We start from the raw sequence: 25,027 nt of genomic DNA on the forward strand, positions 1-25,027 counted from the left end.
CCTGACGATACGGAGAAGCTGCCATGTTTCAAATTTACTGCCCCTACTGTCAGGAAACGCGCGAGGAAGAGGAGTTCAGCTACAGCGGGGAAGCCCATATCCAGCGCCCATTGGACCCCGAAGCCCTGTCCGATGAGCAGTGGGGAGACTACCTGTTTTTCCGCAAGAACCCCCGCGGCATTCACCACGAGATGTGGTACCACGTGGCGGGTTGCCGGCGCTATTTCAATGTCACCCGCAATACGGTGAGTTACGAAATTCTGGAAACCTATCCCATGGGTGCGCAACCCCGAGTCAGTGAAGCCGTTAAAACTGGAGAAGCGCAATGATGCAGGCAAACCGAATCGCCGCAGGCGGGCGCATCAATCGCGCCAAACCGATCCACTTTACTTTTAACGGTAAGCGCTATCAGGGTTTCGCCGGCGATACGCTGGCCGCGGCCCTGCTCGCCAATGGCATCGACGTGGTGGGGCGCAGCTTCAAATACGGTCGTCCCCGCGGCATTGTCGGTCACGGCGCCGAAGAGCCCAACGCCATCGTGCAGTTGGGACGCGACGCGCAGACCGTGCCCAATCTGCGGGCCACCCAGGTGGAACTGTACGAAGGGCTGGAAGCCTGCAGCGTCGGCGGCTGGCCCAGCGTCGACTTCGATGTGATGGGGGTTATGGGAGCGCTGGGGCGTTTGATGCCGCCGGGGTTTTACTACAAGACCTTCATGCGCCCGAAGAAACTGTGGATGACCTACGAGCACTATATCCGCAAGGCGGCGGGCCTGGGCAGGGCGCCCGCGGAGGCCGATCCGGACATCTACGATAAGCTCAACCAGCACTGTGACGTGCTGGTGGTGGGCGCGGGACCGGCGGGCCTGATGGCCGCGCGCGAGGCGGCGCGCACCGGTGCGCGGGTGATCATCGCCGACGAGCAGAACGAGTTCGGCGGCAGTCTGCTGGCGTCGACGGAAACCCTCGACGATCAAGCCGCGGCGGATTGGATTGCCGGCGCAGTGGCCGAATTGCGCAGCCTCGACAACGTGCAATTACTGCCGCGGAGTACAGTGTTCGGCTACTACGACCACAATTTCCTGGCGATTCTGGAGCGCCGCACCGATCATTTGGGTCTCTCTTCGGCGGCGGGTGCCCGCCAGCGTTTGCACCGGGTGCGTGCCGGCGAGGTGGTATTGGCCACCGGAGCTATAGAGCGGCCGCTGGTGTTCGCCAACAACGATGTGCCGGGCGTGATGCTGGCTTCGTCGGTGTCTGCCTACGTCAATCGCTACGGCGTGGCTCCCGGCAATAAACTGGTGTTGTTCACCACGAACGACAACGCTTACCAGACGGCTATCGATTGGCACAGGAGTGGCCGCAGAGTGGTGGCCGTAGTCGACTCCCGTGCGAACCCATCCGGGGCACTGGTAAAAGCCACCGCGGCATTGGGCATCGAAGTCATCGGTGGGCACGGCGTCATAGAAACACTGGGCAAAAAGCGCGTGAAGGGTGCAGTCATTGCACCACTCAATACAGAGGGCACGGCCGTCATCGGTTCGACCCGTCAATTGGACTGCGACCTGATCGCCTGTTCCGGTGGCTGGAGTCCGGCGATACACCTCAGCTCCCACACCGGTGCCAAGCCCCGTTGGAGCGACGAGGTGGTGGGCTTTTTGCCCGGCGAATCCAAACAGCGGGAGCGTTCCGCCGGAGCGGCCAAAGGCACCTATACCCTGGCGGGCTGTTTGCAGGAGGGCGCTTACGCCGGAGTCGAAGCCGCGCATCGGGCGGGGTTCGGCGACGGCAAGATCAGCTTTGTTGTGCCCGATACCCGGGAGCTTCCGCAAGAGCCCCAGCAGGCGCTGTTCCTGGTGCCTCACACCAAGCGCACCAGCCGCGCGCCCGGCCAGTTCGTGGACTTCCAGTTGGATGTTACCGCCGCCGGTATCGAACTGGCCGCCCGCGAGGGCTACGAGTCGGTGGAGCACGTCAAGCGCTACACCGCCATGGGCTTCGGAACCGATCAGGGAAAACTGGGTAATATCAACGGCATGGCAATTCTGGCCAAGGCGCTGGGGCAGGGCATTCCGGAAACCGGTACCACCATCTTCCGGCCTTCCTATACACCCACCACCTTCGGTGCCATCGCCGGTCGGGACGTCGGGGAGCTCTTTGATCCCGAGCGCTACACCGCCATGCATCGCTGGCATCTGGAGCAGGGTGCCGAGTGGGAGAACGTCGGTCAGTGGAAGCGCCCCTGGTATTACCCCAAAACCGGGGAGACCATGCAGGACGCGGTCAACCGTGAGTGTCTGGCGGTGCGTAACAGCGTGGGGATTCTGGATGCCTCGACTCTGGGCAAGATCGACATTCAGGGTCCGGACGCGGCGGAGTTTATCACCCGCATCTACACCAACGCCTTTATGAAGCTGGCCCCCGGCAAGTGCCGTTACGGCATTATGTTAAAAGAAGACGGCATGATCTTTGATGACGGGGTCACCGCGTGCCTCGGCGAAAATCACTACCTGATGTTTACCACCACCGGTGGTGCAGCCGGCGTACTGGCCTGGCTGGAGCTGTGGCAACAGACCGAATGGCCGGAACTGGAAGTGTACTTCACCTCGGTCACCGACCACTGGGCCACGGCCACGGTCACCGGCCCCAACGCTCGCAAGGTCATCGAAAAGGTCTGTGAAGATATCGACCTTTCCAACGACGCCTTCAAATTTATGGACTGGCGCGACTGCACGGTGGCCGGTGTCAAGGCGCGGGTGTTTCGCATCAGCTTTACCGGTGAGTTGTCCTTTGAAGTGCATGTGCCCGCCCATTACGGCCGCCACGTCTGGGAGAAACTGATCGAGGCGGGCAAGGAGTTCGGCATCACACCCTATGGCACGGAAACCATGCATGTCCTGCGGGCGGAAAAGGGCTTCATTATTGCCGGCCAGGATACCGATGGTTCCATGACCCCCCAGGATATGAACATGAACTGGGTGGTGAAGAACGACAAGCCTTTCAGCTTTATCGGCAAACGCTCACTGCAACGCAGCGATTGCCAGCGCGAGAATCGCAAGCAATTCGTGGGGCTCAAAACCCTGGACCCCAAAGCAGTGCTACCCGAGGGCGCACAGATTGTCGCCAATCCCGATCAGCCACTGCCCATGGACATGCAGGGCCACGTGACCTCCAGTTACTACAGTGCCAACCTGGGGCATTCCATCGCCCTGGCGGTGGTCAAGGGCGGGCTCAAGCGAATGGGTGAGGTGGTTCACTGTCCCCTGGCCGACGGCCGCACCATTGCCGCTGAAATTGTCAGTTCCATTTTTTACGACCCCAAAGGAGAGCGCCAGAATGTCTGATGTCGTTCAGGAAAAACCGGCTGCAGAAGTCGCCGTAAGCGTTGAAACTCCGCTGCATTACTTTCTGGGAAAGGACAGTGGGGAACAGGGGAAAGATTCCAGTGGTATTGTGATTCGCGAGACCGCATTGAAGGGGCATCTCAACCTGCGTGGCGATCCGGAGAATAAGCAGTTCCTGGAGGGGGTGGAAGCCGTGTTGGGTGTGAAGCTTCCCACTGAGCCGGGACATTACGAGGCGAACGGTGATACCAGCATCTACTGGCTGGGGCCCACCGAGTGGCTGGTTATTGTTCCCGGCGGTACCGAAGCGGACACGGAAGCACGTTTGCGCCGGACTCTGCAGGGGCATTTCTCCGTTGTGGATGTGAGCGGTGGCCAGACCCTGATTAATCTCAGTGGCGACGGAGTGGAAACGGTGCTGAAAAAATCCAGCGTTTACGATTTTCATCTCAGAAATTTTTCTCCGGGCCGCTGCGTGCAGACCACAATGGCCAAAGCAACGGCGCTGGTGAGTAAAAGAGCCGACGGTTCATTGGATCTGGTTGTCCGGCGCAGCTTTGCCGATTACCTGGCGGCGTGGTTGCTGGATGCCGGCCGCGAATTCGGCAGCCGTATTGAACAGGGCGATGTATAGCTTTTACAAATACAAAAGGAGCACACAACGTGTTTAATAAAGACGATCGCATTGAAGGCTATGACGACGAACTCTGGAGCGCCATCGTCGATGAAGAACGCCGCCAGCAGGAACATATCGAGCTGATCGCTTCCGAAAACTATACCAGCCAGCGGGTGATGCAGGCCCAGGGCACTTGTCTCACCAACAAATATGCCGAGGGTTACCCGGGCAAACGCTACTACGGCGGTTGTGAGCATGTGGACAGGGTGGAATCCCTGGCTGTTGAGCGGGCGAAAGCGCTATTCGGTGCCGATTATGTCAATGTGCAACCGCATTCCGGTTCCCAGGCCAATGCCGCCGTGTATATGGCGCTGCTAAATCCCCGTGACCAGGTGCTGGGCATGAGCCTGGCCCACGGCGGCCACCTGACCCATGGCTCACCGGTGAGTTTTTCCGGAAAGATGTACAGAGCCGCGCAATATGGCATCAATGAAAACGGCGAGATCGACTACAACGAAGTGGGGTCCCTGGCCTTATTGCACAAACCCAAGATGATTGTGGCCGGCTTCTCCGCCTATTCACGGGAGATCGACTGGGAGCGCTTCCGCGCCATCGCCGACAGCGTCAACGCCTATTTATTTGTGGATATGGCCCACGTGGCCGGTCTGGTGGCGGCGGGTCTCTATCCTTCGCCTTTACCCTACGCCGATGTGGTCACCACCACCACCCACAAGACCCTGCGCGGTCCTCGCGGCGGCCTCATTCTGGCAAAGAGCAACCCGGATCTGGAGAAGAAACTGAATTCCGCCGTCTTTCCCGGTCAGCAGGGCGGTCCGCTTATGCATGTCATTGCCGGCAAGGCGGTGTCTTTTAAGGAGGCATTGGAGCCCGGCTTTAAGGTTTACCAGCAACAAGTGGTGAACAACAGCCGTGCCATGGCGGAAGAGTTTATCAGCAACGGTTTTGACATTGTTTCCAACGGCACGGACAACCACTTGTTCCTGGTCAACCTGGTTGACAAGGGCATCACCGGCAAAGACGCTGACGCCGCCCTGGGGCGCGCTAATATCACCGTCAACAAAAATGCCGTGCCCAACGATCCCGAGTCGCCTTTTGTCACCAGTGGCATCCGTGTGGGTACGCCGGCGGTTACCAGCCGTGGGCTCAAGGAAGCCGAGGTGCGGCAACTGGCGCGCTGGATGTGCGAGATCATGGATAACCTCGAAGACGAGAGCAGGATTGCCGAAGTCAAAAGCAAAGTGCTGCAACTCTGCAACGACTTCCCAGTCTATCGCGAATAATAACCCAATGTAGCAAACGACTATGTCCATCAGTGTATTTGATCTTTTTAAGATCGGTATCGGCCCCTCCAGCTCCCACACCGTTGGCCCCATGCGGGCGGGACTGCAATTCGTGTCCGACCTGGATGGACGTGGGAAACTGGATCAAATCAAGCGCATTCGTGTCGATCTGTTCGGTTCCCTGAGTGCCACCGGCGTGGGCCATGGAACCGATCGGGCGGTGGTATTGGGATTGATGGGCGAATCCCCGGATACGGTTGATCCCGCTTCGGTGGAACCCAGGTTGGCGGCCAGCCGGGATTCTCAGCAGTTGTCTCTATTGGGCAAACACAGTATTGCCTTTGTCGAAAAAGAGGATGTGGTTTTTCACAGGGGGGAATCCCTCCCCTATCATCCCAATGGCATGCGCATGACGGCCGTGGATGAGACAGGAGATCCTGTTTACAGCAAAACCTATTACTCTATCGGCGGCGGTTTTGTGGTCGATGAGGAAACCGCGCAGGCAGGGGAGGTGGAAACGCAAAGCGTTGATTTGCCCTATCACTTTGACAGCGCTCAGGAGCTGCTGGAATTGTGTCAGAAACATCAACTGTCAGTCAGTCAGTTGATGATGGAAAACGAAAAGTACTGGCGTCCTGAGCCGGAGATTCGCGCCGGTATCCTGGGCATCTGGGAGGTCATGCGCGAGTGCGTGCAGAACGGAATCAGGCATGAGGGCTACTTGCCCGGTGGTTTGAATGTCAAGCGAAGGGCGCCGGGGCTGTATCGTAAACTGGAGGCCGGTGGAAACGACAATATTATTGCCTCCACTCTCAACGCCATGGATTGGGTCAACCTCTACGCCCTTGCCGTCAACGAGGAGAACGCCGCCGGTGGCAGGGTGGTGACCGCCCCTACCAACGGCGCGGCAGGTATCGTGCCGGCGGTCTTGCACTACTATACGAACTTCTGTGAAGACCTTTCTCATGACGGTGTCATTCGCTTTATGCTGGCGGCGTCCGCAGTGGGTATCCTGTGCAAAAGAAATGCCTCCATTTCCGGTGCCGAAGTGGGTTGCCAGGGTGAGGTGGGCTCCGCCTGCGCCATGGCTGCCGCCGGCTTGACGGAAGTGCTCGGCGGTTCTCCGCCACAGGTGGAAAACGCCGCAGAAATCGCCATGGAACACAACCTGGGCCTAACCTGTGATCCGGTGGCCGGGCTGGTGCAGGTGCCTTGTATCGAGCGCAACGCCATGGCGGCGATGAAGGCCATCAACGCCACACAAATGGCATTGCGTGGTGATGGCTCGCATTTTGTCAGCCTTGACAAAGTTATCAAGACCATGCGCGACACCGGTTTCGACATGCAGGAAAAATATAAAGAGACCTCGCTGGGAGGGCTGGCGGTCAATGTGATCGAGTGTTAATCCGGATTGACTGAGCTCTGTATCGACGGAGTCAGTCAGGCCGACGTTTTGTGCAACACGTCTTTTAGTCCGAGGACTATCGCAATGACAGACAGAAACCAATATGTGCTGACCTACAAATGCCCGGACGAACTCGGCATCTTTGCCGAGGTATCCAAGCTGTTTTTTGACAACGGCGCTTTCGTCACCGGCTCCTCCCATTACACCGACCCGCAAAATAATACCTGCTTTTATCGCAAGGTGTTTGATGACCGTTTCCTGTCCGTGGATATTTCCCTGTTTGAAGAAAAGTTTGCACAATTGGCCGACAGATTCCACATGGAATACCGGATTACGCCGCTCGATTATCGCCCCCGATTATTGCTGGCAGTCTCCAAGTACGATCATTGTCTGAACGTTCTTCTGACCAAGTGGAAGTCCGGTGTGCTGCCGGCGGACATTGTCGGGGTGGTATCCAATCACGACGACTGTCGCGGACTGGTGGAGTGGTACGGTATCCCTTACCACCATTTTCCTATCAGCAAGGAAACCAAGCCGCAACAGGAGGCACAGATCCTGAGCTTGATGAAAATGGAGCGGGTGGACCTGCTGGTGCTCGCCCGTTATATGCAGGTGCTGTCCGACAATATGTGTCAAAAGCTTGCAGGCAAGGCCATCAATATACACCACTCATTCTTACCGAGCTTCAAAGGGGCCAAGCCTTACCACCAAGCCCATGCTCGCGGGGTGAAGTTGATCGGCGCCACCGCGCATTATGTGACCCCGGACCTGGATGAAGGCCCGATCATCGCGCAGGACGTCAAGCCTGTCACCCACGCCCATACAGCCGCGGATATGGTGGTACTGGGGCACGATACCGAGGCTACGACGCTGGCGCACGCGGTTAAGTTGCATATCGAACAGCGGGTCTTACTCAACGGAGCACGGACAGTGGTTTTGTAAAACAACCTGTTTGCCGCGCGCTCGAGTTGAGGGCAGGGGGCCGCTTTGCTAAAGTTAACGCACCCTATCACCGCAAGCGATCCACATCCGCGATGAACGCCGTTCGAACCTGCTATCTGCTGATTGCGCTGCTGGTCTTCCAGACCGCGGTGGCTTTCTACGATAGCCACGAACAACTGCAGGATATCGCCACCCATGTGGCGCCGCACCACCTGGACGGCGCCGAAACCGTATTCGTTTCCGCCGACCTGGAACCGGGTGCCGCCGTGCCCGAGCCATCCTCCCATGCGGATGGGCCGGACTTCTGTCATCACTGCTGCCACTGCCACGGTGTCAGCGTCGTCGGCATCGTCGGCCAGTCTCCGCGCTTTTTCGGTTCCGGCAGCCGCGTGCTGCGCGAATCCAATAATCCCTCTTTTTCCTCCGGTTACTTCTCCGCGCTTTTCCGCCCGCCCATAGCCTGAGTTGCGCCCTGATCCCGCGCGCGCCTGCAATCTGCGCGCGCCTTTCACGACGTAATTTGGGAGCAATCTATGTTGTCTTGCTTTGCGCGCGCAATTCGCGCGCTCAGTCGACGTGCCGCGCTATTGGCGCTGGCGCCGTTGATATTGTGGATGTCGCAGGTCCCGGCCGCTGAGCCGGACGCTGTGGCGCAACTCACCCTGGCCGAGGCTATCGACCGGACCCTGGTGCAGAATCCGGAACTGGCGGTATTTCGCTTTCGCGATTCGGCGCTGGCGGGTAAAGCGGAGACCGCCGCCCTACGGCCGCCGCTGGCACTCGGCACCGAATTGGAGAACTTCGGCGGCGAGGGCGGTGCCGACGACGCGGAGTTGACCGTGTCCCTGTCCTCGGTGATCGAGCTGGGCGGCCAGCGCGGGGCGCGGGTGGATGTGGTCTCCGCGCGGCGCGACCTGCTGCTGGCGGAGCAGCAGGCCGTGGCCCTGGATCTGCTCGGCGAGGTAATCCGCCGCTATGTGGACGTGCTGGCCGCCCGGGAGCGGCTGGCGCTGGCGCGGGATTCGGTCACCCTTGCCGGCGATACCCTGAGGGCGGTGGAGCGGCGCGTTCGGGCGGCGGCCTCGCCCCGCTCGGAGATGCTGCGCGCCCGCGCGGCGCTGGCCCGGGCGCGCCTCGCGGTAGAGTCGGAGGAGCGCCTGCTGGAGTACCACAAGCTGGCGTTGGCCTCCCTCTGGGGCGGGGAGAATGCCGCCTTTCGCCTGGATTCCGCCGAACTCTATCGTTTTCCCCCGTCCGCCGGCTTTGCCGAACTCTACGCCCACGCCCGGCAGAATCCCGCCATAGCCCGCTTTGCCTCCGAGGAGCGCCTGCGGCAGACCCAACTGCGCCTGGCGGAGGCGGAATCGAACCTGGATATCGGCTGGTCCCTGGGTGTGCGCCGCTCCCGGGAAATCGACGAGACCACCCTGGTGGCGGGTTTTGAGCTGCCGCTGTTTCCGGCGCGGCGCAGTGCCGGCGCCGTCGCCACCGCGATGGCGGAGCGGGAACAGGTTGCCGTCGAGCGCGAGGCCGCGCTGCTGCGGCTGAAGAGCCGCCTGTTCCGCGCGGTCAGCGGCCGCGAGCGGGCGCTGGCGGCGGTGGAGACGCTGCGCAGCGAGGTGGTGCCGACCCTGCGCGAGGCGCTGGTGGAAGTGGGGCGGGCCTACCGCCGCGGCCGCTATTCCTACCTGGAGTGGGCTTCGGCGCGGGAGGAACTGATCGGCGCCCGCCGCGCGAAGATCGAGGCCGCCGGCGCCGCGCTGCGCTACGGCGCCGAAATCGAACAGATGACCGCCGCGCCGCTGCTGCCTGCGGCGGCGGAACCCGGCAAATAGACCTAGTGGATTTGCGATGAATACCAGAAACAGATCGAAAACAGTTTTCGCGGCGCTGCCGGTTATTGCAGTGCTGCTGTCCACAGCGATGGTCGCCTGGGCCTCCGGCGAAGGGGGCCACGGCGACCACAAAAGCGCACACGATGAAACCCGCGAGGAAAGGGTGCGGATAGACACACAGATGGCGGCGAAGCTGGGCATCGAAACCGCCGTCGCCGGCCCCGGCGAAATCCGCCTATCGCTCACCCTCTACGGTGTAACGGCGCTGGCCCACGGCAGTCTCAGCCATGTGCGCGCGCGTTTTCCCGGGCCCATCTCCGCCGTGGCGGTAGAGATTGGCGACCGGGTGAAAAAGGGCCAGACACTGGCCGAGGTGGAGTCCAACGACAGCCTGCAGGTCTACCCGATCACCGCGCCCATCGATGGTCTGGTGATCGACAAGCGGGCGAGCCGGGGCGAATACAGCGGCGACCGCCAGCTGTTCACCATCGCCAACTACGACCAACTGTGGGTGGAGCTGCGGGTCTTTCCCGCACAGCGGGCGCAGGTCGCCCGCGGCCAGAAGGTGACGCTGGAGGCCGACGGCAAAAGGGTCGGGACACAGATCGCCAACCTGGTGCCCGCCGCGGCAGGCCAACCGTTCGTGCTGGCCCGAGCCCCCATCGACAACCGCGAGGTCGGCTGGCCGCCGGACCTGATGTTGCAGGGCAGGGTGCTTGTCGACCGGGTGCGCGCGCCGCTGGTGGTGGAGAATCGCGCGCTGCAGCCGCTGCGCGACCGCAGGGTGGTGTTCGTCGCGGTGGGCGACAGCTACGAGGCGCGGCCGCTGGAGCTGGGCCGCTCCGATGGCCGGGTGACCGAGGTGCTGGGCGGCCTGAAGCCCGGCGACCGCTATGTCACCGCCAACAGCTACCTGCTCAAGGCGGATATCGAGAAATCTGCCGCGGAACATGCCCACTGACGGAGGCCAGCCATGATTGAAGCCATACTGCGCCTCTCTATAGAAAGGCGCTACCTGATGCTGTCCCTGATACTGGTGCTGATGGGGGCGGGTATCTGGAGTTACCAGAGACTGCCCATCGACGCGGTGCCGGATATCACCAATGTGCAGGTGCAGATCAATACCGAAGCCCCCGGCTACTCGCCGCTGGAGGCGGAGCAGCGTATCACCTACCCGGTGGAAACGGCGCTGGCGGGTCTGCCCAACCTGGCCTATACGCGCTCCCTGTCCCGCTACGGCCTGTCGCAGGTCACCGTGGTGTTCGAGGAGGGCACCGATATCTACTTTGCCCGCAACCTGATCGACAACCGCCTGGGCGCCATCAAGGGCGCGCTGCCGCCGGGGCTGGAACCGGAGATGGGGCCCGTCGCCACCGGCCTCGGCGAGATCTTCATGTACACGGTGGAGGCGCTGCCGGGCGCCGCGCAACCGGACGGGCGGCCCTACGACACCGCCGCCCTGCGGGAGATCCAGGACTGGATCATCCGCCCGCAGCTGGCCCTGGTGCCCGGGGTGATCGAGGTCAACACCATCGGCGGTTTCGACAAGCAGTACCACGTGACGCCGGACCCGCGCAAAATACTCGCCTTCGGCCTCTCCATGGAAGACGTGACCGGGGCCTTGCGGCGCAACAACGACAACCGCGGCGCCGGATTCGTGGAGAACAACGGGCGTCGGCTGCTGGTGCGCTCGCCGGGGCAACTAGAGGGGATCGCCGATATCGAAAACGTCGTGGTGGCCAACCGCGACGGCGCGCCGGTAAGAATCGCCGATATCGCCGGGGTGGCCATCGGCAAAGAGCTGCGCACCGGCGCCGCCACCCGCGACGGCCGCGAGACGGTGCTGGGTACTGCGATGATGCTGGTGGGGGAGAACTCCCGCACCGTGGCCCGGGACCTGGCCGCGGCGCTGGAGAGGATCGAGCCCTCGCTGCCCAAAGGTGTCCGCCTGGAGGCGGTGTACGACCGCACCACCCTGGTGGACAAGGCCATCGCCACGGTGCGGAAAAACCTGATCGAGGGCGCGCTGCTGGTGATCGCGGTGCTCTTCCTGCTGCTGGGGAATTTCCGCGCGGCGCTGATCACCGCAGCGGTGATTCCACTGTCGATGCTGGCCACCATCACCGGCATGGTGCAAACCGGCGTATCCGCCAACCTGATGAGCCTGGGCGCGCTGGATTTCGGCCTGATTGTCGACGGCGCGGTGATCATCGTCGAGAACGCCATCCGCCGCCTGGCGGAGGCCCAGCGCCGTCACGGCGGCACCCTGCCACTACAGGAGCGGCTGGAACTGGTATTTCGCGCCACCAATGAAGTGATCCGCCCGAGCCTGTTCGGAGTACTGATTATCACCGTGGTGTATATCCCGCTGTTCTCGCTCACCGGGGTGGAGGGCAGGATGTTCCACCCCATGGCGGCCACGGTGGTGATGGCGCTGCTGTCGGCCCTGGTATTGTCGCTGACCGTGGTGCCGGCGGCGGTGGCGGTGTTCCTCACCGGCAGGGTGAGCGAGAGGGAAAACCGCCTGATCATCGCGGCCAAGTCCTTTTACCGGCCGCTGCTGCTGGCGGCGATGAAAGCGCGCCGGCTGGTGCTGTCCGCCGCCGGGTTGCTGGTGGCGCTGTGCGCCTGGCTAGCCACCACCCTGGGCGCCGAGTTTATTCCCCAGCTCAACGAGGGGGATATCGCCCTGCACGCGCTGCGCATTCCCGGCACCGGGCTCGAGCAGTCGGTGGCCATGCAGGAAACCCTCGAGCAGCGCATCAAAACCTTTCCCCAGGTGGACAAGGTGTTCGCCAGGATCGGCACCCCTGAGGTGGCCACCGATCCCATGCCGCCGAACGTGGCCGACAACTTCGTGATCCTGAAGCCCCGCACTGAATGGCCGGACCCGGACAAACCCCGGGACCAACTGATCGATGAAATCGAGGCGGCGGTGCGCCAACTGCCCGGCAACAACTACGAGTTCACCCAGCCCATCGAAATGCGCTTCAACGAACTGATCTCCGGCGTACGCGCGGACCTGGGCATCAAGGTGTTCGGCGACGATCTGGATCAACTGGTGGCATCGGCGAAAGAGATCCTCGCGGTTGTGCAGGACATCGACGGTGCCGCGGATGCGCGCATCGAGCAGGTGGACGGGCTGCCGGTGCTCTCAGTGGTGCCGAAGCGCATCGAACTCGCCCGCTACGGCCTGGACCTGCAGACACTGCAGGACCTGATGGCCACCGCCATCGGCGGCGAGTGCGCGGGACTGATCTACGAGGGCGACCGCCGTTTCCAACTGGTGGTGCGCCTGCCGGAGGATATCCGCCGCAACCTGGACCGCCTCGGCGACCTGCCGGTATCCCTGCCGGCTGGCGGATTCGTACCGCTCGGGGAAGTGGCCCGCCTGGAGATGGCCCCGGCCCCCAACCAGGTGAGCCGCGAGAACGGCAAGCGCCGGGTGGTGGTGACCGCCAATGTGCGCGACCGCGACCTGGGCTCCTTCGTGGACGAGGCCAGGGCGCGGGTTGCCAGCCAGGTGCAGTTGCCGCCGGGCTACTGGCTCGATTACGGCGGCACCTTCGAGCAGATGGAATCCGCCAGCCGGCGCCTGTCCCTGGTGGTGCCGGTGACCCTCGCGGTAATCCTGATGCTGCTGGTCACCGCCTTCGGCTCATTGCGGGATGCGCTGATTATTTTCACCGGTGTGCCGCTGGCGCTCACCGGCGGCGTGCTGGCCCTGTGGTTGCGCGGAATGCCGCTGTCGATTTCCGCGGGGGTGGGCTTTATCGCCCTGTCCGGCGTGGCGGTGCTGAACGGCTTGGTGATGCTGTCGTTTATCCGCCAGTTGCGCCAGGAGGGGGGAGAGCTGCTGATATCCATCGTCGACGGCGCCATGATCCGCCTGCGCCCGGTGCTGATGACCGCACTGGTGGCCAGCCTCGGCTTTGTACCCATGGCGCTCAACACCGGTACCGGCGCCGAGGTGCAGCGGCCCCTGGCGACGGTGGTGATCGGCGGGGTCATCTCCTCGACGCTGTTGACGCTGTTCGTATTGCCGCTGTTGTACCGGGTAGTGCACGAGGGAGGGCGCAGCCGCGCGTAAGCGCTACTTTGCCGCTCTCGGTGACCAGTTCGCAGCGGTGGAAGATGATTTCCAGGATCAGTTGCGACTGCCAAAAAATAACCGCCGCCGATGCGAGACAGCGGCGGTTATTGTTGGCTGTCAAAACTGCGTCTCTATTGGCAGTTGTTAGAAGGATGCGAAGCTGGCGGATCTCTATCTGGCGCGCATGGGTTACTTCTATGGCGAAGACCATGACCGCTGGGGAGAGAAGGCCCCGCGGGGCGTCGACCTGTACGCGAAAACGTTGAGCGGCACCGATGTGGCCCTGTTCTCACGCTCCCCCAACGTCTACGGCCTGCTGGCCTCGGACGATCCGTTCCAGTATTTCGGCGGTCTGGCACTGGCGGTGCGCAGTATCGACGGAGTTTCGCCGGAGATGTACATCAGTAACCTGCGCGACGCGAAGCGTCCCAAAACCGAAGATGCAGCCAAGTTTCTCGCCAAAGAGTTGCGTACGCGTCAACATCATCCGCGCTGGATTGGTGAAATGATGAAAGAGGGGTGCAGCGGCGCGGTGAGTATGGCCGGCAGCGTAAGCAATTTCTTCGGCTGGCAGGTAATGGACCCAAACCTGGTTCGCGACGACCAGTGGCAGGAGTTCTTTGAAATCTACGTCGGAGACAAATACCAGCTTCAAATCAACGAGTGGTTCGAGCGGGTGGACCCGAAGGCGCAGGCGGCAATTCTGGAGCGTATGCTGGAGGCGAGCCGCAAGGAATACTGGAATGCCGCACCGGAGACTCTTAAGCAGTTGATTGAGCGCTACCAGCAGCTGGTGAATCAGTACGACCTGGTGGCGGACAACGAAAAACTGCGCGAGTTTATCACCGAGCGCGCCGGGGGCTTCGGTCTGGAGCTGTCGCTGCCGGCGATTGAAGCGGCCGCGGCGGTAATACCTTCGGCACAGCCGGTCGAGGGCCGGAAACTGGAGAAGGTGGAGCAGTCCCCGGAGGGGGAAAAGGCTTCCGACCATACCATTTACGCCATTCTGCTGGGCTGCCTGCTGTTCGTATTGCTCGGGGCCTGGCGGCAGGCGGAATGGGTTTTCCCGCGCCCGCGTATTGACCCGGCATAAAATCGAGCGGGTGTTCTATTTTTATGCCGGGTTAAAAACTGGTGCGGCGGGGCTGTCGGGAAACCTTCACTTGAAGGGTATGTACACTTCGGCCTGCAGCCCTCCCTTATCGCGATTGCGCAGAGCGAGTTGCCCGCCGTGGGCCTGGATAATATTCCGGGCGATGGACAGACCCAGCCCCACGCCGCCGGTTTTGCTGCTGCGGGACTTGTCCAGCCGATAGAAAGGTCTGAGTACCGCGGACAGTTCGTTTTCGGGAATTCCCGGTCCCGGGTCTTCAATGAGAACAGAGACACCCTGCCGGTCTGCTTCCATGCGAATATGCGCCGAGCCGCCGTATTTGACCGCGTTGTCGATAATATTCTGTAGCCCGCGGCGCAGGGCCACCGGGCGGCAGTCCAGGATATGCGCGCGCTCGGTGTGTGTGCAGCTTACGGGATAGCCCTCTTCCCTCAGGTCCTCGGCGAGGCTCTCGACCAGCGCGGTGAAATCGATGCGCCGGGGTGTCTCGTTCGGCTCTATGCCCCGCACGAAATCGACCACCGACTGGATCATCGACTTCATGTCGTTGACCACCCTGAGCAGGCCCTCGCTCTCCTGCGGATCGCGCAACAACTCCGCACGCAGCTGCAGTCGGGTTGCCGCCGATCGCAGATCGTGGGAAATGGCTGCCAGCATTTCCGTTTGTCCGTGCACCAGCCTGCGCAGGCGTTGCTGCATGCGGTTGAATGCCCGGGCCGCCGCGGCGACTTCCCGCGGGCCGCTCTCGGGCAGGGGAGGAGCGTCGATATTCATTCCGATGTCGTCCGCCGCCTGGGCCAGCTGTTCCAGCGGGGCCACTGTCCTGCGTATCAGATACCAGGCCAGCAGCAGGGCGACCGCGCTGGAGAACAGCAGGTAGACGAGCACCGCGTCGTGGATCAGGGATTCCCCTTCGGGAAGGATGGCGTGGAAGACGGCCCGCTCGTCGTCCGGAAAGCTGATGGACACCAGTACGTCGAAACCGCGCCGGGGATCGCCGCGGGCGAGCAGCCGGGCGGCCGCCAGGCGGCGCAGGCACACACGGGCGTCGAATCCGCGCACGTCGGCGAAGGCGCTGTCGAGGGACTCGGACATCCGTGCGGAGAAGTCGTTGTCCCGGCAGCGCTCATCGTCCAGGCTGGCCGGCTCCGGAAACATAGTGAGAAACTGGGTTTCGGCGGCGGCGAGAATCTGTTCGCGGTCCTCTTTGGGAAAACTCCGCGCGAGGTTCACGACCCCGATAATCCGCGCGGCGAGATCCGTGGCTTCAGTGAGCAGAATGGTCTTCTCGCGATTGATTTCGTAGATCGCCAGGCTGACCGCGTGGGAGAGCAGGAAGGCGGCAGAGAGCACCAGTGCAGCCCGCGACTTGATGGAGCTGGGCAGCCAGGTGGTCACATCGTCTCCACCGGGTAGGTGAATATGTAGCCGGTGCCCCAGGCGGTCTTTATGATTTCCGGCTTTTTGGCGTTATCCCCCAGTTTGCGTCGAAGGCGGCTCACGTGGGAGTCGATGCTGCGGTCGAAGGGATAGCTGTTCCTGCCCTTTGTCAGGTCCAGCAGCCGGTCGCGGGAGAGGGGGACCTGCGGATTCTGCACGAACGCCAGCAGCAATTCGGTCTCGCTGGTGGAGAGGGGAATGGCGGTGGCGTCCGGGCTGTACAATTCCATCTGCGCCGGATTGAAACGCCATCCCGCGAAGCGGAACTGGTTGTGCTTGTCTCGCGGTGGGCTCTGGTGCACGCGCCTCAGCACTGCCTTGATACGGGCGAGGAGTTCCCGGCTGCTGAATGGCTTGATGATATAGTCGTCGGCGCCCAGCTCCAGCCCCACGACCCGGTCGATTTCCTCGTCCTTGGCGGTGAGCATGATCACCGGTGGCATTTCGTTGTCGGCGCGCAATTGCCGGCAGAGTTCGAAGCCGTCCCTTCCCGGCAGCATCACGTCCAGCAGAATCAGGTCCACCCGCGTCTGCGCAATGCGGGAAAACATCCCGTCGCCGTCGCCCGCGGAGAGGGCGGTATAGCCCTCGGCGGTGAGCAGGGCAGACACCAGCGAACGGATATCACTGTCGTCATCCACGACGAGGACACAGGCTTTGGACGCCGACATAATCAATGGGTTGTTTTTTATACGGATTGCCGGACTGTAGCAAAGTGGTCACCCCGGGCCAAGCGAAGGCTGTACAAAAATTCACATTTCCGTGTATTGCGGCCCCGGGTGGCGCTACTCAGGAGTTTGTTTTTCAAGTTCTGCCACACTTTTTCACACATTTGACAATATTTATTACAACAAGGGTGCCACAGTTAGCGGCAATCCGAGTATAAATTTGCGTAGACAACAATAAGCACTATGTCAATAAGACCGCGACTCTCCGCCTGTATCGGCCTGCTGGGCCTGCTGGTGCTGTGCCCGCAGGCATCCGCGCTGGAGCCTCTGAGCGCGCGCGATTTCGTCGCCGCCTGCAAGGCTTACCGGGAGGGGGGACACCCGATACCCGGCGCCACCTGCCGGGCGTTTCTGCAGGGATTTCTCGCCGCGGTTCCCGCTGCCGTCGCCGAAGAATCCAGGCCCTCTCCCTTTGTGCAACGTGCACTGCGCACCCGCGGCGTGCGCCTGTCCGAGGAGACCGAACAGCGCCTGCACAGCCCCTACTGCCTTCCCCACGACGAGCCGCTGGATACCCTGGTGAACAGGGTGGCCGGTGCGGACTACGACCTGCCCGGCGGGGCCGACGCTTCCATGGTGGTGCGGAAGCTGCTCGAGGATTTCTACCGGTGTGACCGGGAGCTGTAGAGGATGCGTCACACCGCCAGTGTATTTCTGATTCTCGCCTTTATCTGGCTGTTCAATTCCGGGCATTACACGGCGCTGCTGTTGTCCCTGGGGTTGCTTTCCGTCGCTTTCGTCGCCTGGATCGCCCACCGCATGGATATCGTGGACCGGGAATCCCAGCCGATCCACCTCACGCTGAAACTGCCGGGATACTACTGGTGGCTGTTCCGGAAAATTCTCGCAGCCAACCTGGATGTGGCGGTGCGGGCCTGGCGCGGGCCATCGGCGATCAGCCCCTGTATCGGGAGCATACCGGTAAACCAGACAACGGACATGGGAAGGGTGATCTATGCAAACTCGATCACCCTGACCCCGGGCACCGTGGCGATGAGACTGGACGGTGACACCATTATCGTACACGCCCTCACCCGGGAGGGGCTCTCGGAGCTGCACTCCGGGGAGATGGAGCGGCGTGTCAGAGAGCTGGAAGAATAGATGCTTATCGCAACGACTGTCGCACTGTTGGTTGTGATGTGCATGGCCCTGGCCAGGGCTTTGCTCGGGCCGACCATTTACGACCGCATTCTCGCGGTCAATGTGTTCGGTACCAAGACGGTGCTGTTGATATCGGTAATCTGTTTCCTGTTCGGCAGGCCGGAGTTTCTCGATGTGGCCCTGGTTTACTCGCTGATCAACTTTGTCAGCGTGATCGGTGTGCTCAGGTATTTCGAATACGACGCGGCGATGCGGGAGCGGGCGGAACATGATTGAGAATGCGGTTGCCGCGATCAGCGGCGTGTCGCTGGCTCTGGGGTGTTTGCTGATGCTCTCCGGCGCTCTGGGCCTGCTGCGCTTCCCGGATTTTTACACGCGGATGCACGCCGCCGGTATTACCGACACCCTGGCCAGCTTCCTGATTATCTGCGGCCTGATGGCAATGGCCGGATGGTCCCTGGCGCTGGCCAAGCTGGGGATGATATTGCTGTTTATTTTCTTTACCGGCCCCACCGCCAGCCACGCCCTGGCGCGGGCGGCGCAGCAGGGTCGGCCGGCGCTGGCCGTGGACGGGCAGGCGGATGCCGGGGTTGTGGAAGAGGTCGGTTCCGCTGCCGTGGAAGTGGAGCCGGACAGCGGCCGTATTTGAGTTTTTGCGAGGCGCGTGTGATGGAATTGCTGGTTGATATCGCTTTGCTGGGCCTACTGCTGGTGACCGCCGTGGCGATCGCCTGGACCAGGGATCTGCTCGCCGCGGTGATGCTGGCCGGTATCTACGGCCTGTTATCGGCGAGTTTCTTTATGGTCATGGGGGCGGTGGACGTGGCCTTTACCGAGGCCGCGGTGGGCGCGGGCATTTCGCCGCTGCTGATGCTCGCAACCCTGTCACTCACCGGCCGTTTCCAGACCGGCACCGATACCCGTCGGGTACTTTTTTCCCTGTCGCTGGTGACACTGGTGGGCGCGCTGCTGGTGGCCGCCACCCTGGATATGCCGGCTTTCGGTTCGCCTGACGCCCCGGCGCAACAGCATGTGGCGCCGCGGTATATCACCGAGTCGATGAATGAAATCGGCATTCCCAATATCGTCACCTCGGTACTGGCCAGTTACCGGGCCTACGACACCCTGGGCGAAGTGGTGGTGATCTTTACCGCGGGTCTGGGCGTGTTAGCCCTGCTGATGGCCCTGCCGCCGCAGGGTGAGCCAGCGCGGGGAGAGCTTCTGTCGCCGATGCACGGGCACCGGATACTCCGGGTGATTGGCAAGATACTGATCCCCCCGATCCTGGTGTTCGCCCTGTATGTGCAGTTCCACGGCGAATATGGTCCCGGGGGCGGTTTCCAGGCGGGAGTGATCTTCGCCGTGGGGTTTATTCTCTACGCCATGCTGTTTGGCCTGGATGTGGTGGGCAGACTGGTGAGCAATGCGATCGTCCAGGTGATTGCGGCCATCGGCGTGCTGCTTTACGGCACCGTGGGCCTGCTGGGAATGCTTACCGGCAACAACTACCTGGATTACCGCGACCTGGCCGGGGACCCGGTGACCGGGCAGCATATCGGCATTATCGCCATCGAACTGGGTGTGGGGATTACCGTGGCGTCGGTGATGATGCTGATATTTTTTGTATTCTCCGGGCAACTGGCCGGAAGGAGGGCGGGGTAGATGCTGGTTGCGGCCCTCTACAACTACTGGATTGTCATTGCACTGATGATGATCGGGCTCTTCGTGGTGATCCTCGGGGGCAACCTGGTCAAGAAGATCATCGGGCTGAATATTTTCCAAACCTCTGTTTTTATTTTCTATATCAGCGTGGGGAAGGTGGATGGCGGCAGCGCGCCCATCCTGGCCGAGGGAGTGGAGCTCTATTCCAATCCGCTGCCCCATGTGCTGATTCTCACCGCGATCGTCGTCGGCATCGCCACCACCGCTCTCGCCCTGGCACTGGCAATACGTATCAAGCAGGCCTACGGCACGATTGAAGAGCGGGACATCCAGTCAAGGGACAGCCAGACAAGGGACAGCCAGTGTTAGCCCATTTGCCCGTACTACAGGTTATATTGCCGCTGGTAGCCGCTCCCTCCTGCCTGATTATCCGCAAATCCGGGCTCGTCTGGCTGTTCACCTTTCTGGTGAGCCTGGCGGCCCTGGCGGTCAGCGCGCTGCTGTTGCAACAGGTGATCGATGGCGGTGTGATCAGTTATCACCTGGGCGGCTGGGATGCTCCCTGGGGCATCGAGTACCGCATCGATATTCTCAATGCCTGGGTGCTGCTGATCGTCAGCGCGCTGGGCACACTGGTGCTTGCCGCAGCCCACGCCAGTATCCGGCGGGAGCTGGAGGAAGGTCAGCAGATACTTTTCTATACCCTCTACCTGCTGTGTTTTTCCGGGTTGCTGGGTATCGTGGCCACCGGGGACGTGTTCAACGTGTTCGTGTTCCTGGAGATTTCCTCCCTGTCCACTTACGCGCTTATCGCCCTGGGACGGGACCGCCGCGCCCTCTGGGCGGCCTTCCAGTACCTGGTGATGGGAACCGTCGGCGCCACCTTTTTACTGATCGGCATCGGCTTCCTGTATATGGTGACCGGCACCCTGAATATGCAGGACCTGGCGGAGCGGCTGCCGGCGATAGGAACGTCGACAACGGTGTTGGCCGCCTTCGCGTTTATCCTGGTGGGGATCTGCCTGAAGCTGGCCCTGTTTCCCCTGCACCTGTGGCTCCCCAACGCCTACGCTTACGCGCCGTCGGTGGTGACGGCGTTTATCGCCGCCACCGCCACCAAGGTGGCTGTCTACCTGCTGATCCGCTTCACGGTCAGCGTATTCGGCATCGACTTCTCCCTCTCGGTACTACCGCTGCAACATTTGTTGATCGGGTTGGGATTGCTGGGCGTGCTGACCGCTTCGGTGGTGGCCATCTACCAGATGAATATCAAGCGGATGTTCGCCTACTCCAGTGTGGCGCAGGTGGGCTATATGATCGTTGGCATCGGCCTGGGCACCGCCGCCGGCCTGCAGGCGACGCTGTTGCACCTGTTCAACCACGCGCTGATGAAAGGGGCCCTGTTCCTCGCCCTGGCCGGGGTGGTCTACCGTGTCGGCAGCGCCGATATTTCCGCTTTCCGCGGCCTGGGCCGCCGTATGCCCTGGACCATGGGGGCGATCGTCATCGGCGGTATCAGCCTGATCGGCATGCCGCTGACCGCGGGCTTTATCAGCAAGTGGTACCTGATCTCCGCGGCGGTGGACAGCAGCCACTGGCTGGTGGCGCTGCTGCTGGTCGCCGGTTCGCTGCTCGCGGTCGCCTATGTCTGGCGCCTGGTGGAAGCCGCTTATTTCCATTTGCCAGAGACGCCCGACAAACCGGCGGACGAGGCTCCGCTCAGTCTTTTGCTACCCACCTGGCTGCTGGCACTGGCCAACCTGTATTTCGGGGTCGATACGCGGTTGCCGCTGGCCGTCACTGAAATGGCTTCCCGCACCCTGTTCGGAGGTGCCCTGTGATCGGCAACGAGAGCCTGCTGCAACTCGCACTTCTGTTGCCGCTGGCGGCGGTGGCGGGCATCCGGCTTTTGGGCCGCCACGAGAACCTGCGCGAGGCGGTTTCGCTGCTCGCCGGCACCGCGCTGTTCGCCACTGTCTGTTCGCTTTACGACCCGGTTTTCCGCGGCGAACTGGTGGAAGTCCGTTGGCTGGAACTGATGCCGGGCCTGAGCCTGGCGTTTCGCGCGGAACCCCTGGGCCTGCTGTTTTCCCTGATCGCGAGTTTCCTGTGGATAGTGACCACCCTGTATGCGATCGGCTATATGCGCGGGCACGGGGAGGGGAACCAGACGCGCTTCTACAGCCTGTTCGCGGTTTCCATCGGCGCGGTCATGGGAATCGCATTTGCGGAAAACCTTTTCACCCTGTTTGTCTTCTACGAAGTGTTGACGCTCAGTACCTATCCGCTGGTCACCCACGCGGGCACCGACAAGGCCAGGGCCGGGGGGCGGGTGTACCTGGGTATTCTTCTGGGCACTTCCATCGGCTTCTTCCTGCTGGCGATCGTCGCCACCTGGCTGCTCGCCGGGACGCTGTCCTTTACACCCGGCGGTGTCTTCGATGCGGATACGCCCGGTTGGCTGCTGTCGGTGTTGCTGGCGCTCTATGTGTTCGGCGTGGGCAAGGCGGCGGTGATGCCTTTCCACCGCTGGCTGCCGGCGGCCATGGTGGCGCCGACGCCGGTGAGCGCGCTGCTGCACGCGGTGGCGGTGGTGAAGGCGGGAGTGTTCGTGCTGCTGAAAGTCTGCCTGTTGATCTTCGGCCTGGATACCCTGCGAAGTATCCCGGCCACCGAGTGGTTGCTGTACCTGGCCGGCATTTCCGTGCTGCTGGCTTCGGTGGTGGCGTTGCGGCAGCAGAATCTCAAGGCGCGCCTGGCCTATTCGACGGTGAGCCAGCTCGGCTATATCACCATGGGAGCGCTGCTGGCCACCAGCGCCGGGTTTGCCGGCAGCGCGCTGCATATCGTGATGCACGCCTTTGGAAAAATTACCCTGTTTTTCTGTGCGGGGGCGATCCTGGTGGCCGCGCACAAGACCGAGATCCACCAACTGCGCGGAATAGGCCGGCAGATGCCCGTCACCATGGCCGCGTTCTTTATCGCCAGCCTGTGCATTATCGGCATTCCCCCCACCGGAGGCACCTGGAGTAAATGGTACCTGATGCTGGGCACCCTGGAGGCGGGCCAGTGGTTGCTGATGGCGCTGCTGATGGGCAGCTCACTGCTCAGTATTGCCTACCTGCTGCCTATTCCGCTGCGGGCTTTCTTTAGCGGAAACGGGCCGGACAGCGGGGGGCCGCCTGTCGCGGTTCGCGAGGCGCCCTGGCCGTCGCTGTTAGCGATAGCCGTTACCACCTTGGGTTGTATGCTGTTGCTGTTCTATCCCAATGCGTTTTATCAACTGATCAAAGTTGCGTTGTAGGATCTGTATGAGCCTGGAAAAGCATTATTTTTTCGACAACCCCAGGAACATCCAACGCCTGTTGAAGGTGTTTTATGTCGCTTGCGGCCTGCTGTTCGCGCTGGATTTTGTCGTGCACCGGCATACCGAACATTACCTCGAACGGCTCTGGGGCTTTTATCCGCTCTACGGTTTTGTGGGCTGCGTGGTTCTGGTGATCGTTGCCAAGTGGATGCGCGGGTTTCTGATGCGCGGGGAGGACTATTACGACCGGGTGGAACTCGCCGATCGGGATGAGACAAGCGGGGGAGGGCAGGGCAGTGTTTGAGATTCCCCCCTTTGTGCCGTTTTTCCTGGCGGCGCTGCTCGCGCTCTTCCTGCGCGGCTGGCCGCGCGCACTGGTGATGATCGCGGTGCCGCTGCTGAGTCTGGTCAATCTGTGGTTCACTCCCGCCGGCAGTTACGGCCAGTTGGCGCTGATGGATTTCCAGCTGGAGTTTTTTCGCGCTGACAAGCTCAGCCTGTTGTTTGGTTACCTGTTCCATATCGCCGCGCTGATCTCGGTGATCTATTCTCTGCATGTGCGCGACACGCTACAGCAGAGCGTGAGCCTGCTCTACGCGGGCAGCGCACTGGGGGCGATATTTGCCGGTGACCTGTTGACCCTGTTTATTTTCTGGGAGCTGCTGGCGATCACCTCGGTGTTCCTGATCTGGGCGCGGCGTAGCGGGCGCTCCTATGTGGCGGGGCTGCGCTACTTTACCATTCATATTTTTTCCGGCCTGCTGCTGCTGGCGGGGATTGTTTTCTACAGTCGCAGCCACGGTTCGCTGGAGTTCACCTATATCGGCCTGGAGGGTGTGTACGGCTGGCTGATCTTCCTCGCCTTCGGGATCAAATGCGCCTTTCCGTTTTTTCACAACTGGCTTACCGACGCCTACCCGGAATCCACCCCCACGGGCACGGTATTTCTGAGCGCGTTTACCACCAAGGTGGCGGTCTACGCGCTGGCGCGATCCTACCCGGGGACCGAGTTGCTGGTTTATATCGGCGCAACCATGGCCTGCTTCCCGATTTTCTTCGCGGTGATCGAAAACGACCTGCGCCGGGTGTTGGCCTACAGCCTGATCAACCAGTTGGGTTTTATGGTGGTGGGCATCGGCATCGGCACTGCGCTGGCGATCAACGGCGCGGTGGCCCACGCGTTCAACGATGTGATCTTCAAGGGACTGTTGTTTATGTCCATGGGGGCCGTGTTACACGTCACCGGGAAAATCAACGGTTCGGAACTGGGCGGGCTGTATAAAACCATGCCCAAGACCACGGTGCTGTGCATCGTCGGCGCCGCGTCGATTTCCGCCTTCCCGCTGTTCAGCGGTTTTGTCAGCAAGTCACTGGTGATGAGCGCGGCGATCGCGGAGGGCTACGACTGGGTGTGGCTCCTCCTGCTCTTCTCCGCGGCAGGGGTCTTCCACCACGCGGGGATCAAGATCCCGTACTTTGCTTTTTTCGCCCACGATTCCGGCATTCGCGCCCAGGAGCCGCCGACCAATATGCTGGTGGCCATGAGTATCGCCGCGGTCCTGTGCCTCGCGGTGGGCATCTACCCGCAGGCGCTGTACCAGCTGCTGCCCCATGAAGTGTCCTACAGCCCCTACGATGTCACCCATGTGCTGACCCAGCTGCAACTGCTGTTTTTCTCGGCGCTGGCGTTCGTATGGCTGAACCTGCGCCGGTTGTATCCGCCGGAGCTGCCATCGGTGAACCTGGATGTGGACTGGCTGTACCGGCGACTGCTGCCGGCTGCTGTCCGCCGTGCAGTGGCCGGGGCTTTTCGTGTCGATGCGCGGCTGCGTGGTGGCGCGGTCAAAGCCGTCGAGCGGCTGCTGGATAGCGTCAGTGCCCAGCAGAGGACCGGTGGCATCCTGGCGCAGAACTGGCTTACCGGCAGTATGGTGGCGGGGGTGGCGCTGTTGCTGGGGGTTTTCCTGTTGTTGGGATTAGTCGGCTGACAGTTGTTCATTGTCCAGCGCTTTGCCATCCCTGCGCTGCAGGTTTTCCTGTTGTTGGGATTAGTCGGCTGACAGTTGTGGTTACAGATTCCTCCCTGTAGGAGCGGGCCATGCCCGCGATTAATCCAGCTTCATAGCACACATCGATCGCG

The 25,027-nt window shown here is 61.7% G+C and carries 23 protein-coding genes; 21 read left to right on the top strand and 2 right to left on the bottom strand.

Features of this window, described 5'->3' with window-relative positions; genetic code table 11:
• The first annotated feature begins 23 nt into the window (after positions 1–23).
• The 11 genes from ACRC0P_RS01320 to ACRC0P_RS01370 all read left to right on the top strand — a co-directional run bounded on the left by ACRC0P_RS01320 (position 24) and on the right by ACRC0P_RS01370 (position 14,628).
• Positions 24–329, top strand: a complete 306-nt coding sequence (locus ACRC0P_RS01320; protein WP_438627752.1) for a sarcosine oxidase subunit delta — start codon at positions 24–26, stop codon at positions 327–329.
• Complete coding sequence (locus ACRC0P_RS01325; RefSeq protein WP_438627754.1) at positions 326–3,343, top strand: sarcosine oxidase subunit alpha; 3,018 nt, start codon at positions 326–328, stop codon at positions 3,341–3,343. The genes ACRC0P_RS01320 and ACRC0P_RS01325 overlap by 4 nt, the downstream gene beginning before the upstream one ends.
• Entirely contained in the window at positions 3,336–3,977 is a 642-nt protein-coding gene (locus ACRC0P_RS01330) for a sarcosine oxidase subunit gamma (protein WP_438627756.1), read from the top strand. Before ACRC0P_RS01325 ends, ACRC0P_RS01330 begins: the two co-directional genes overlap by 8 nt.
• 29 nt (positions 3,978–4,006) lie before the next feature.
• Positions 4,007–5,260, top strand: a complete 1,254-nt coding sequence (glyA, locus tag ACRC0P_RS01335) for a serine hydroxymethyltransferase (protein ID WP_438627758.1) — start codon at positions 4,007–4,009, stop codon at positions 5,258–5,260.
• Positions 5,261–5,282: 22 nt separating this feature from the next.
• The gene (locus tag ACRC0P_RS01340; RefSeq protein WP_438627759.1) at positions 5,283–6,665 is read left to right on the top strand and encodes an L-serine ammonia-lyase; all 1,383 of its coding nucleotides are present in this window, start codon (positions 5,283–5,285) and stop codon (positions 6,663–6,665) included.
• An 84-nt stretch (positions 6,666–6,749) separates the two neighbouring features.
• A complete protein-coding gene (purU, locus tag ACRC0P_RS01345) occupies positions 6,750–7,607 on the top strand; it encodes a formyltetrahydrofolate deformylase (protein ID WP_438627761.1) in 858 nt (285 codons plus the stop codon).
• A 92-nt stretch (positions 7,608–7,699) separates the two neighbouring features.
• Positions 7,700–8,071, top strand: coding sequence for a hypothetical protein (locus ACRC0P_RS01350; protein ID WP_438627763.1), 372 nt, complete (start codon positions 7,700–7,702; stop codon positions 8,069–8,071).
• 150 nt (positions 8,072–8,221) lie between these two features.
• Positions 8,222–9,442 carry a TolC family protein gene (locus tag ACRC0P_RS01355; protein ID WP_438627765.1) on the top strand — a complete coding sequence of 407 codons (1,221 nt, stop codon included), beginning with the start codon at positions 8,222–8,224 and terminating at the stop codon, positions 9,440–9,442.
• Between the two features lie 16 nt (positions 9,443–9,458).
• Positions 9,459–10,403 (top strand): efflux RND transporter periplasmic adaptor subunit, encoded by a 945-nt coding sequence (locus ACRC0P_RS01360; protein WP_438627767.1) that lies wholly within the window; start codon positions 9,459–9,461, stop codon positions 10,401–10,403.
• A 12-nt stretch (positions 10,404–10,415) separates the two neighbouring features.
• Positions 10,416–13,532 (top strand): efflux RND transporter permease subunit, encoded by a 3,117-nt coding sequence (locus ACRC0P_RS01365; RefSeq protein ID WP_438627769.1) that lies wholly within the window; start codon positions 10,416–10,418, stop codon positions 13,530–13,532.
• 163 nt (positions 13,533–13,695) lie between these two features.
• The gene (locus ACRC0P_RS01370) at positions 13,696–14,628 is read left to right on the top strand and encodes a cobaltochelatase subunit CobN (protein ID WP_438627794.1); all 933 of its coding nucleotides are present in this window, start codon (positions 13,696–13,698) and stop codon (positions 14,626–14,628) included.
• A 66-nt stretch (positions 14,629–14,694) separates the two neighbouring features.
• Here ACRC0P_RS01370 and ACRC0P_RS01375 read toward each other — a convergent pair whose 3' ends face one another.
• On the bottom strand, positions 14,695–16,047 hold the full coding sequence (locus ACRC0P_RS01375; protein ID WP_438627771.1) for an ATP-binding protein: 1,353 nt from the start codon (positions 16,045–16,047) through the stop codon (positions 14,695–14,697).
• Positions 16,044–16,760 carry a response regulator gene (locus ACRC0P_RS01380; RefSeq protein WP_438627773.1) on the bottom strand — a complete coding sequence of 239 codons (717 nt, stop codon included), beginning with the start codon at positions 16,758–16,760 and terminating at the stop codon, positions 16,044–16,046. Before ACRC0P_RS01380 ends, ACRC0P_RS01375 begins: the two co-directional genes overlap by 4 nt.
• A 240-nt stretch (positions 16,761–17,000) precedes the next feature.
• Between ACRC0P_RS01380 and ACRC0P_RS01385 the strand changes: the two genes are divergently transcribed.
• Genes ACRC0P_RS01385 through ACRC0P_RS01430 form a run of 10 tightly spaced genes read left to right on the top strand, consistent with a single transcriptional unit; the run spans position 17,001 to position 24,875 of the window.
• On the top strand, positions 17,001–17,444 hold the full coding sequence (locus ACRC0P_RS01385) for a hypothetical protein (protein WP_438627775.1): 444 nt from the start codon (positions 17,001–17,003) through the stop codon (positions 17,442–17,444).
• Between the two features lie 3 nt (positions 17,445–17,447).
• On the top strand, positions 17,448–17,918 hold the full coding sequence (locus ACRC0P_RS01390) for a Na+/H+ antiporter subunit E (RefSeq protein ID WP_438627777.1): 471 nt from the start codon (positions 17,448–17,450) through the stop codon (positions 17,916–17,918).
• A complete protein-coding gene (locus ACRC0P_RS01395; RefSeq protein WP_438627779.1) occupies positions 17,919–18,194 on the top strand; it encodes a monovalent cation/H+ antiporter complex subunit F in 276 nt (91 codons plus the stop codon).
• Positions 18,187–18,567, top strand: a complete 381-nt coding sequence (gene mnhG / locus ACRC0P_RS01400; protein WP_438627781.1) for a monovalent cation/H(+) antiporter subunit G — start codon at positions 18,187–18,189, stop codon at positions 18,565–18,567. Before ACRC0P_RS01395 ends, mnhG begins: the two co-directional genes overlap by 8 nt.
• Before the next feature lie 20 nt (positions 18,568–18,587).
• Complete coding sequence (locus ACRC0P_RS01405; RefSeq protein ID WP_438627782.1) at positions 18,588–19,580, top strand: DUF4040 domain-containing protein; 993 nt, start codon at positions 18,588–18,590, stop codon at positions 19,578–19,580.
• On the top strand, positions 19,581–19,949 hold the full coding sequence (locus ACRC0P_RS01410) for a cation:proton antiporter subunit C (RefSeq protein ID WP_438627784.1): 369 nt from the start codon (positions 19,581–19,583) through the stop codon (positions 19,947–19,949). It abuts the gene before it with no gap.
• Positions 19,943–21,421: a monovalent cation/H+ antiporter subunit D family protein gene (locus ACRC0P_RS01415; RefSeq protein WP_438627786.1), complete on the top strand. Its 1,479-nt coding sequence runs from the start codon at positions 19,943–19,945 to the stop codon at positions 21,419–21,421. Before ACRC0P_RS01410 ends, ACRC0P_RS01415 begins: the two co-directional genes overlap by 7 nt.
• Complete coding sequence (locus ACRC0P_RS01420) at positions 21,418–22,884, top strand: proton-conducting transporter transmembrane domain-containing protein (protein ID WP_438627788.1); 1,467 nt, start codon at positions 21,418–21,420, stop codon at positions 22,882–22,884. The genes ACRC0P_RS01415 and ACRC0P_RS01420 overlap by 4 nt, the downstream gene beginning before the upstream one ends.
• Before the next feature lie 7 nt (positions 22,885–22,891).
• On the top strand, positions 22,892–23,191 hold the full coding sequence (locus ACRC0P_RS01425; protein WP_438627790.1) for a hypothetical protein: 300 nt from the start codon (positions 22,892–22,894) through the stop codon (positions 23,189–23,191).
• Positions 23,184–24,875, top strand: coding sequence for a Na(+)/H(+) antiporter subunit D (locus tag ACRC0P_RS01430; protein WP_438627792.1), 1,692 nt, complete (start codon positions 23,184–23,186; stop codon positions 24,873–24,875). The genes ACRC0P_RS01425 and ACRC0P_RS01430 overlap by 8 nt, the downstream gene beginning before the upstream one ends.
• Positions 24,876–25,027 lie beyond the last annotated feature (152 nt).

The sequence above is a fragment of the Microbulbifer sp. genome (genome assembly GCF_051659245.1).
Lineage (GTDB): Bacteria > Pseudomonadota > Gammaproteobacteria > Pseudomonadales > Cellvibrionaceae > Microbulbifer.

Excerpts from the sequence above, each read along its gene's own strand:
- ACRC0P_RS01320 (WP_438627752.1), top strand. The coding sequence starts at position 24 with ATGTTTCAAATTTACTGCCCCTACTGTCAGGAAACGCGCGAGGAAGAG.
- ACRC0P_RS01325 (WP_438627754.1), top strand. The coding sequence starts at position 326 with ATGATGCAGGCAAACCGAATCGCCGCAGGCGGGCGCATCAATCGCGCC.
- ACRC0P_RS01330 (WP_438627756.1), top strand. The coding sequence starts at position 3,336 with ATGTCTGATGTCGTTCAGGAAAAACCGGCTGCAGAAGTCGCCGTAAGC.
- ACRC0P_RS01340 (WP_438627759.1), top strand. The coding sequence starts at position 5,283 with ATGTCCATCAGTGTATTTGATCTTTTTAAGATCGGTATCGGCCCCTCC.
- purU (WP_438627761.1), top strand. The coding sequence starts at position 6,750 with ATGACAGACAGAAACCAATATGTGCTGACCTACAAATGCCCGGACGAA.
- ACRC0P_RS01350 (WP_438627763.1), top strand. The coding sequence starts at position 7,700 with ATGAACGCCGTTCGAACCTGCTATCTGCTGATTGCGCTGCTGGTCTTC.
- ACRC0P_RS01355 (WP_438627765.1), top strand. The coding sequence starts at position 8,222 with ATGTCGCAGGTCCCGGCCGCTGAGCCGGACGCTGTGGCGCAACTCACC.
- ACRC0P_RS01360 (WP_438627767.1), top strand. The coding sequence starts at position 9,459 with ATGAATACCAGAAACAGATCGAAAACAGTTTTCGCGGCGCTGCCGGTT.
- ACRC0P_RS01365 (WP_438627769.1), top strand. The coding sequence starts at position 10,416 with ATGATTGAAGCCATACTGCGCCTCTCTATAGAAAGGCGCTACCTGATG.
- ACRC0P_RS01380 (WP_438627773.1), bottom strand. The coding sequence starts at position 16,760 with ATGTCGGCGTCCAAAGCCTGTGTCCTCGTCGTGGATGACGACAGTGAT.
- ACRC0P_RS01385 (WP_438627775.1), top strand. The coding sequence starts at position 17,001 with ATGTCAATAAGACCGCGACTCTCCGCCTGTATCGGCCTGCTGGGCCTG.
- ACRC0P_RS01390 (WP_438627777.1), top strand. The coding sequence starts at position 17,448 with ATGCGTCACACCGCCAGTGTATTTCTGATTCTCGCCTTTATCTGGCTG.
- ACRC0P_RS01395 (WP_438627779.1), top strand. The coding sequence starts at position 17,919 with ATGCTTATCGCAACGACTGTCGCACTGTTGGTTGTGATGTGCATGGCC.
- mnhG (WP_438627781.1), top strand. The coding sequence starts at position 18,187 with ATGATTGAGAATGCGGTTGCCGCGATCAGCGGCGTGTCGCTGGCTCTG.
- ACRC0P_RS01405 (WP_438627782.1), top strand. The coding sequence starts at position 18,588 with ATGGAATTGCTGGTTGATATCGCTTTGCTGGGCCTACTGCTGGTGACC.
- ACRC0P_RS01410 (WP_438627784.1), top strand. The coding sequence starts at position 19,581 with ATGCTGGTTGCGGCCCTCTACAACTACTGGATTGTCATTGCACTGATG.
- ACRC0P_RS01425 (WP_438627790.1), top strand. The coding sequence starts at position 22,892 with ATGAGCCTGGAAAAGCATTATTTTTTCGACAACCCCAGGAACATCCAA.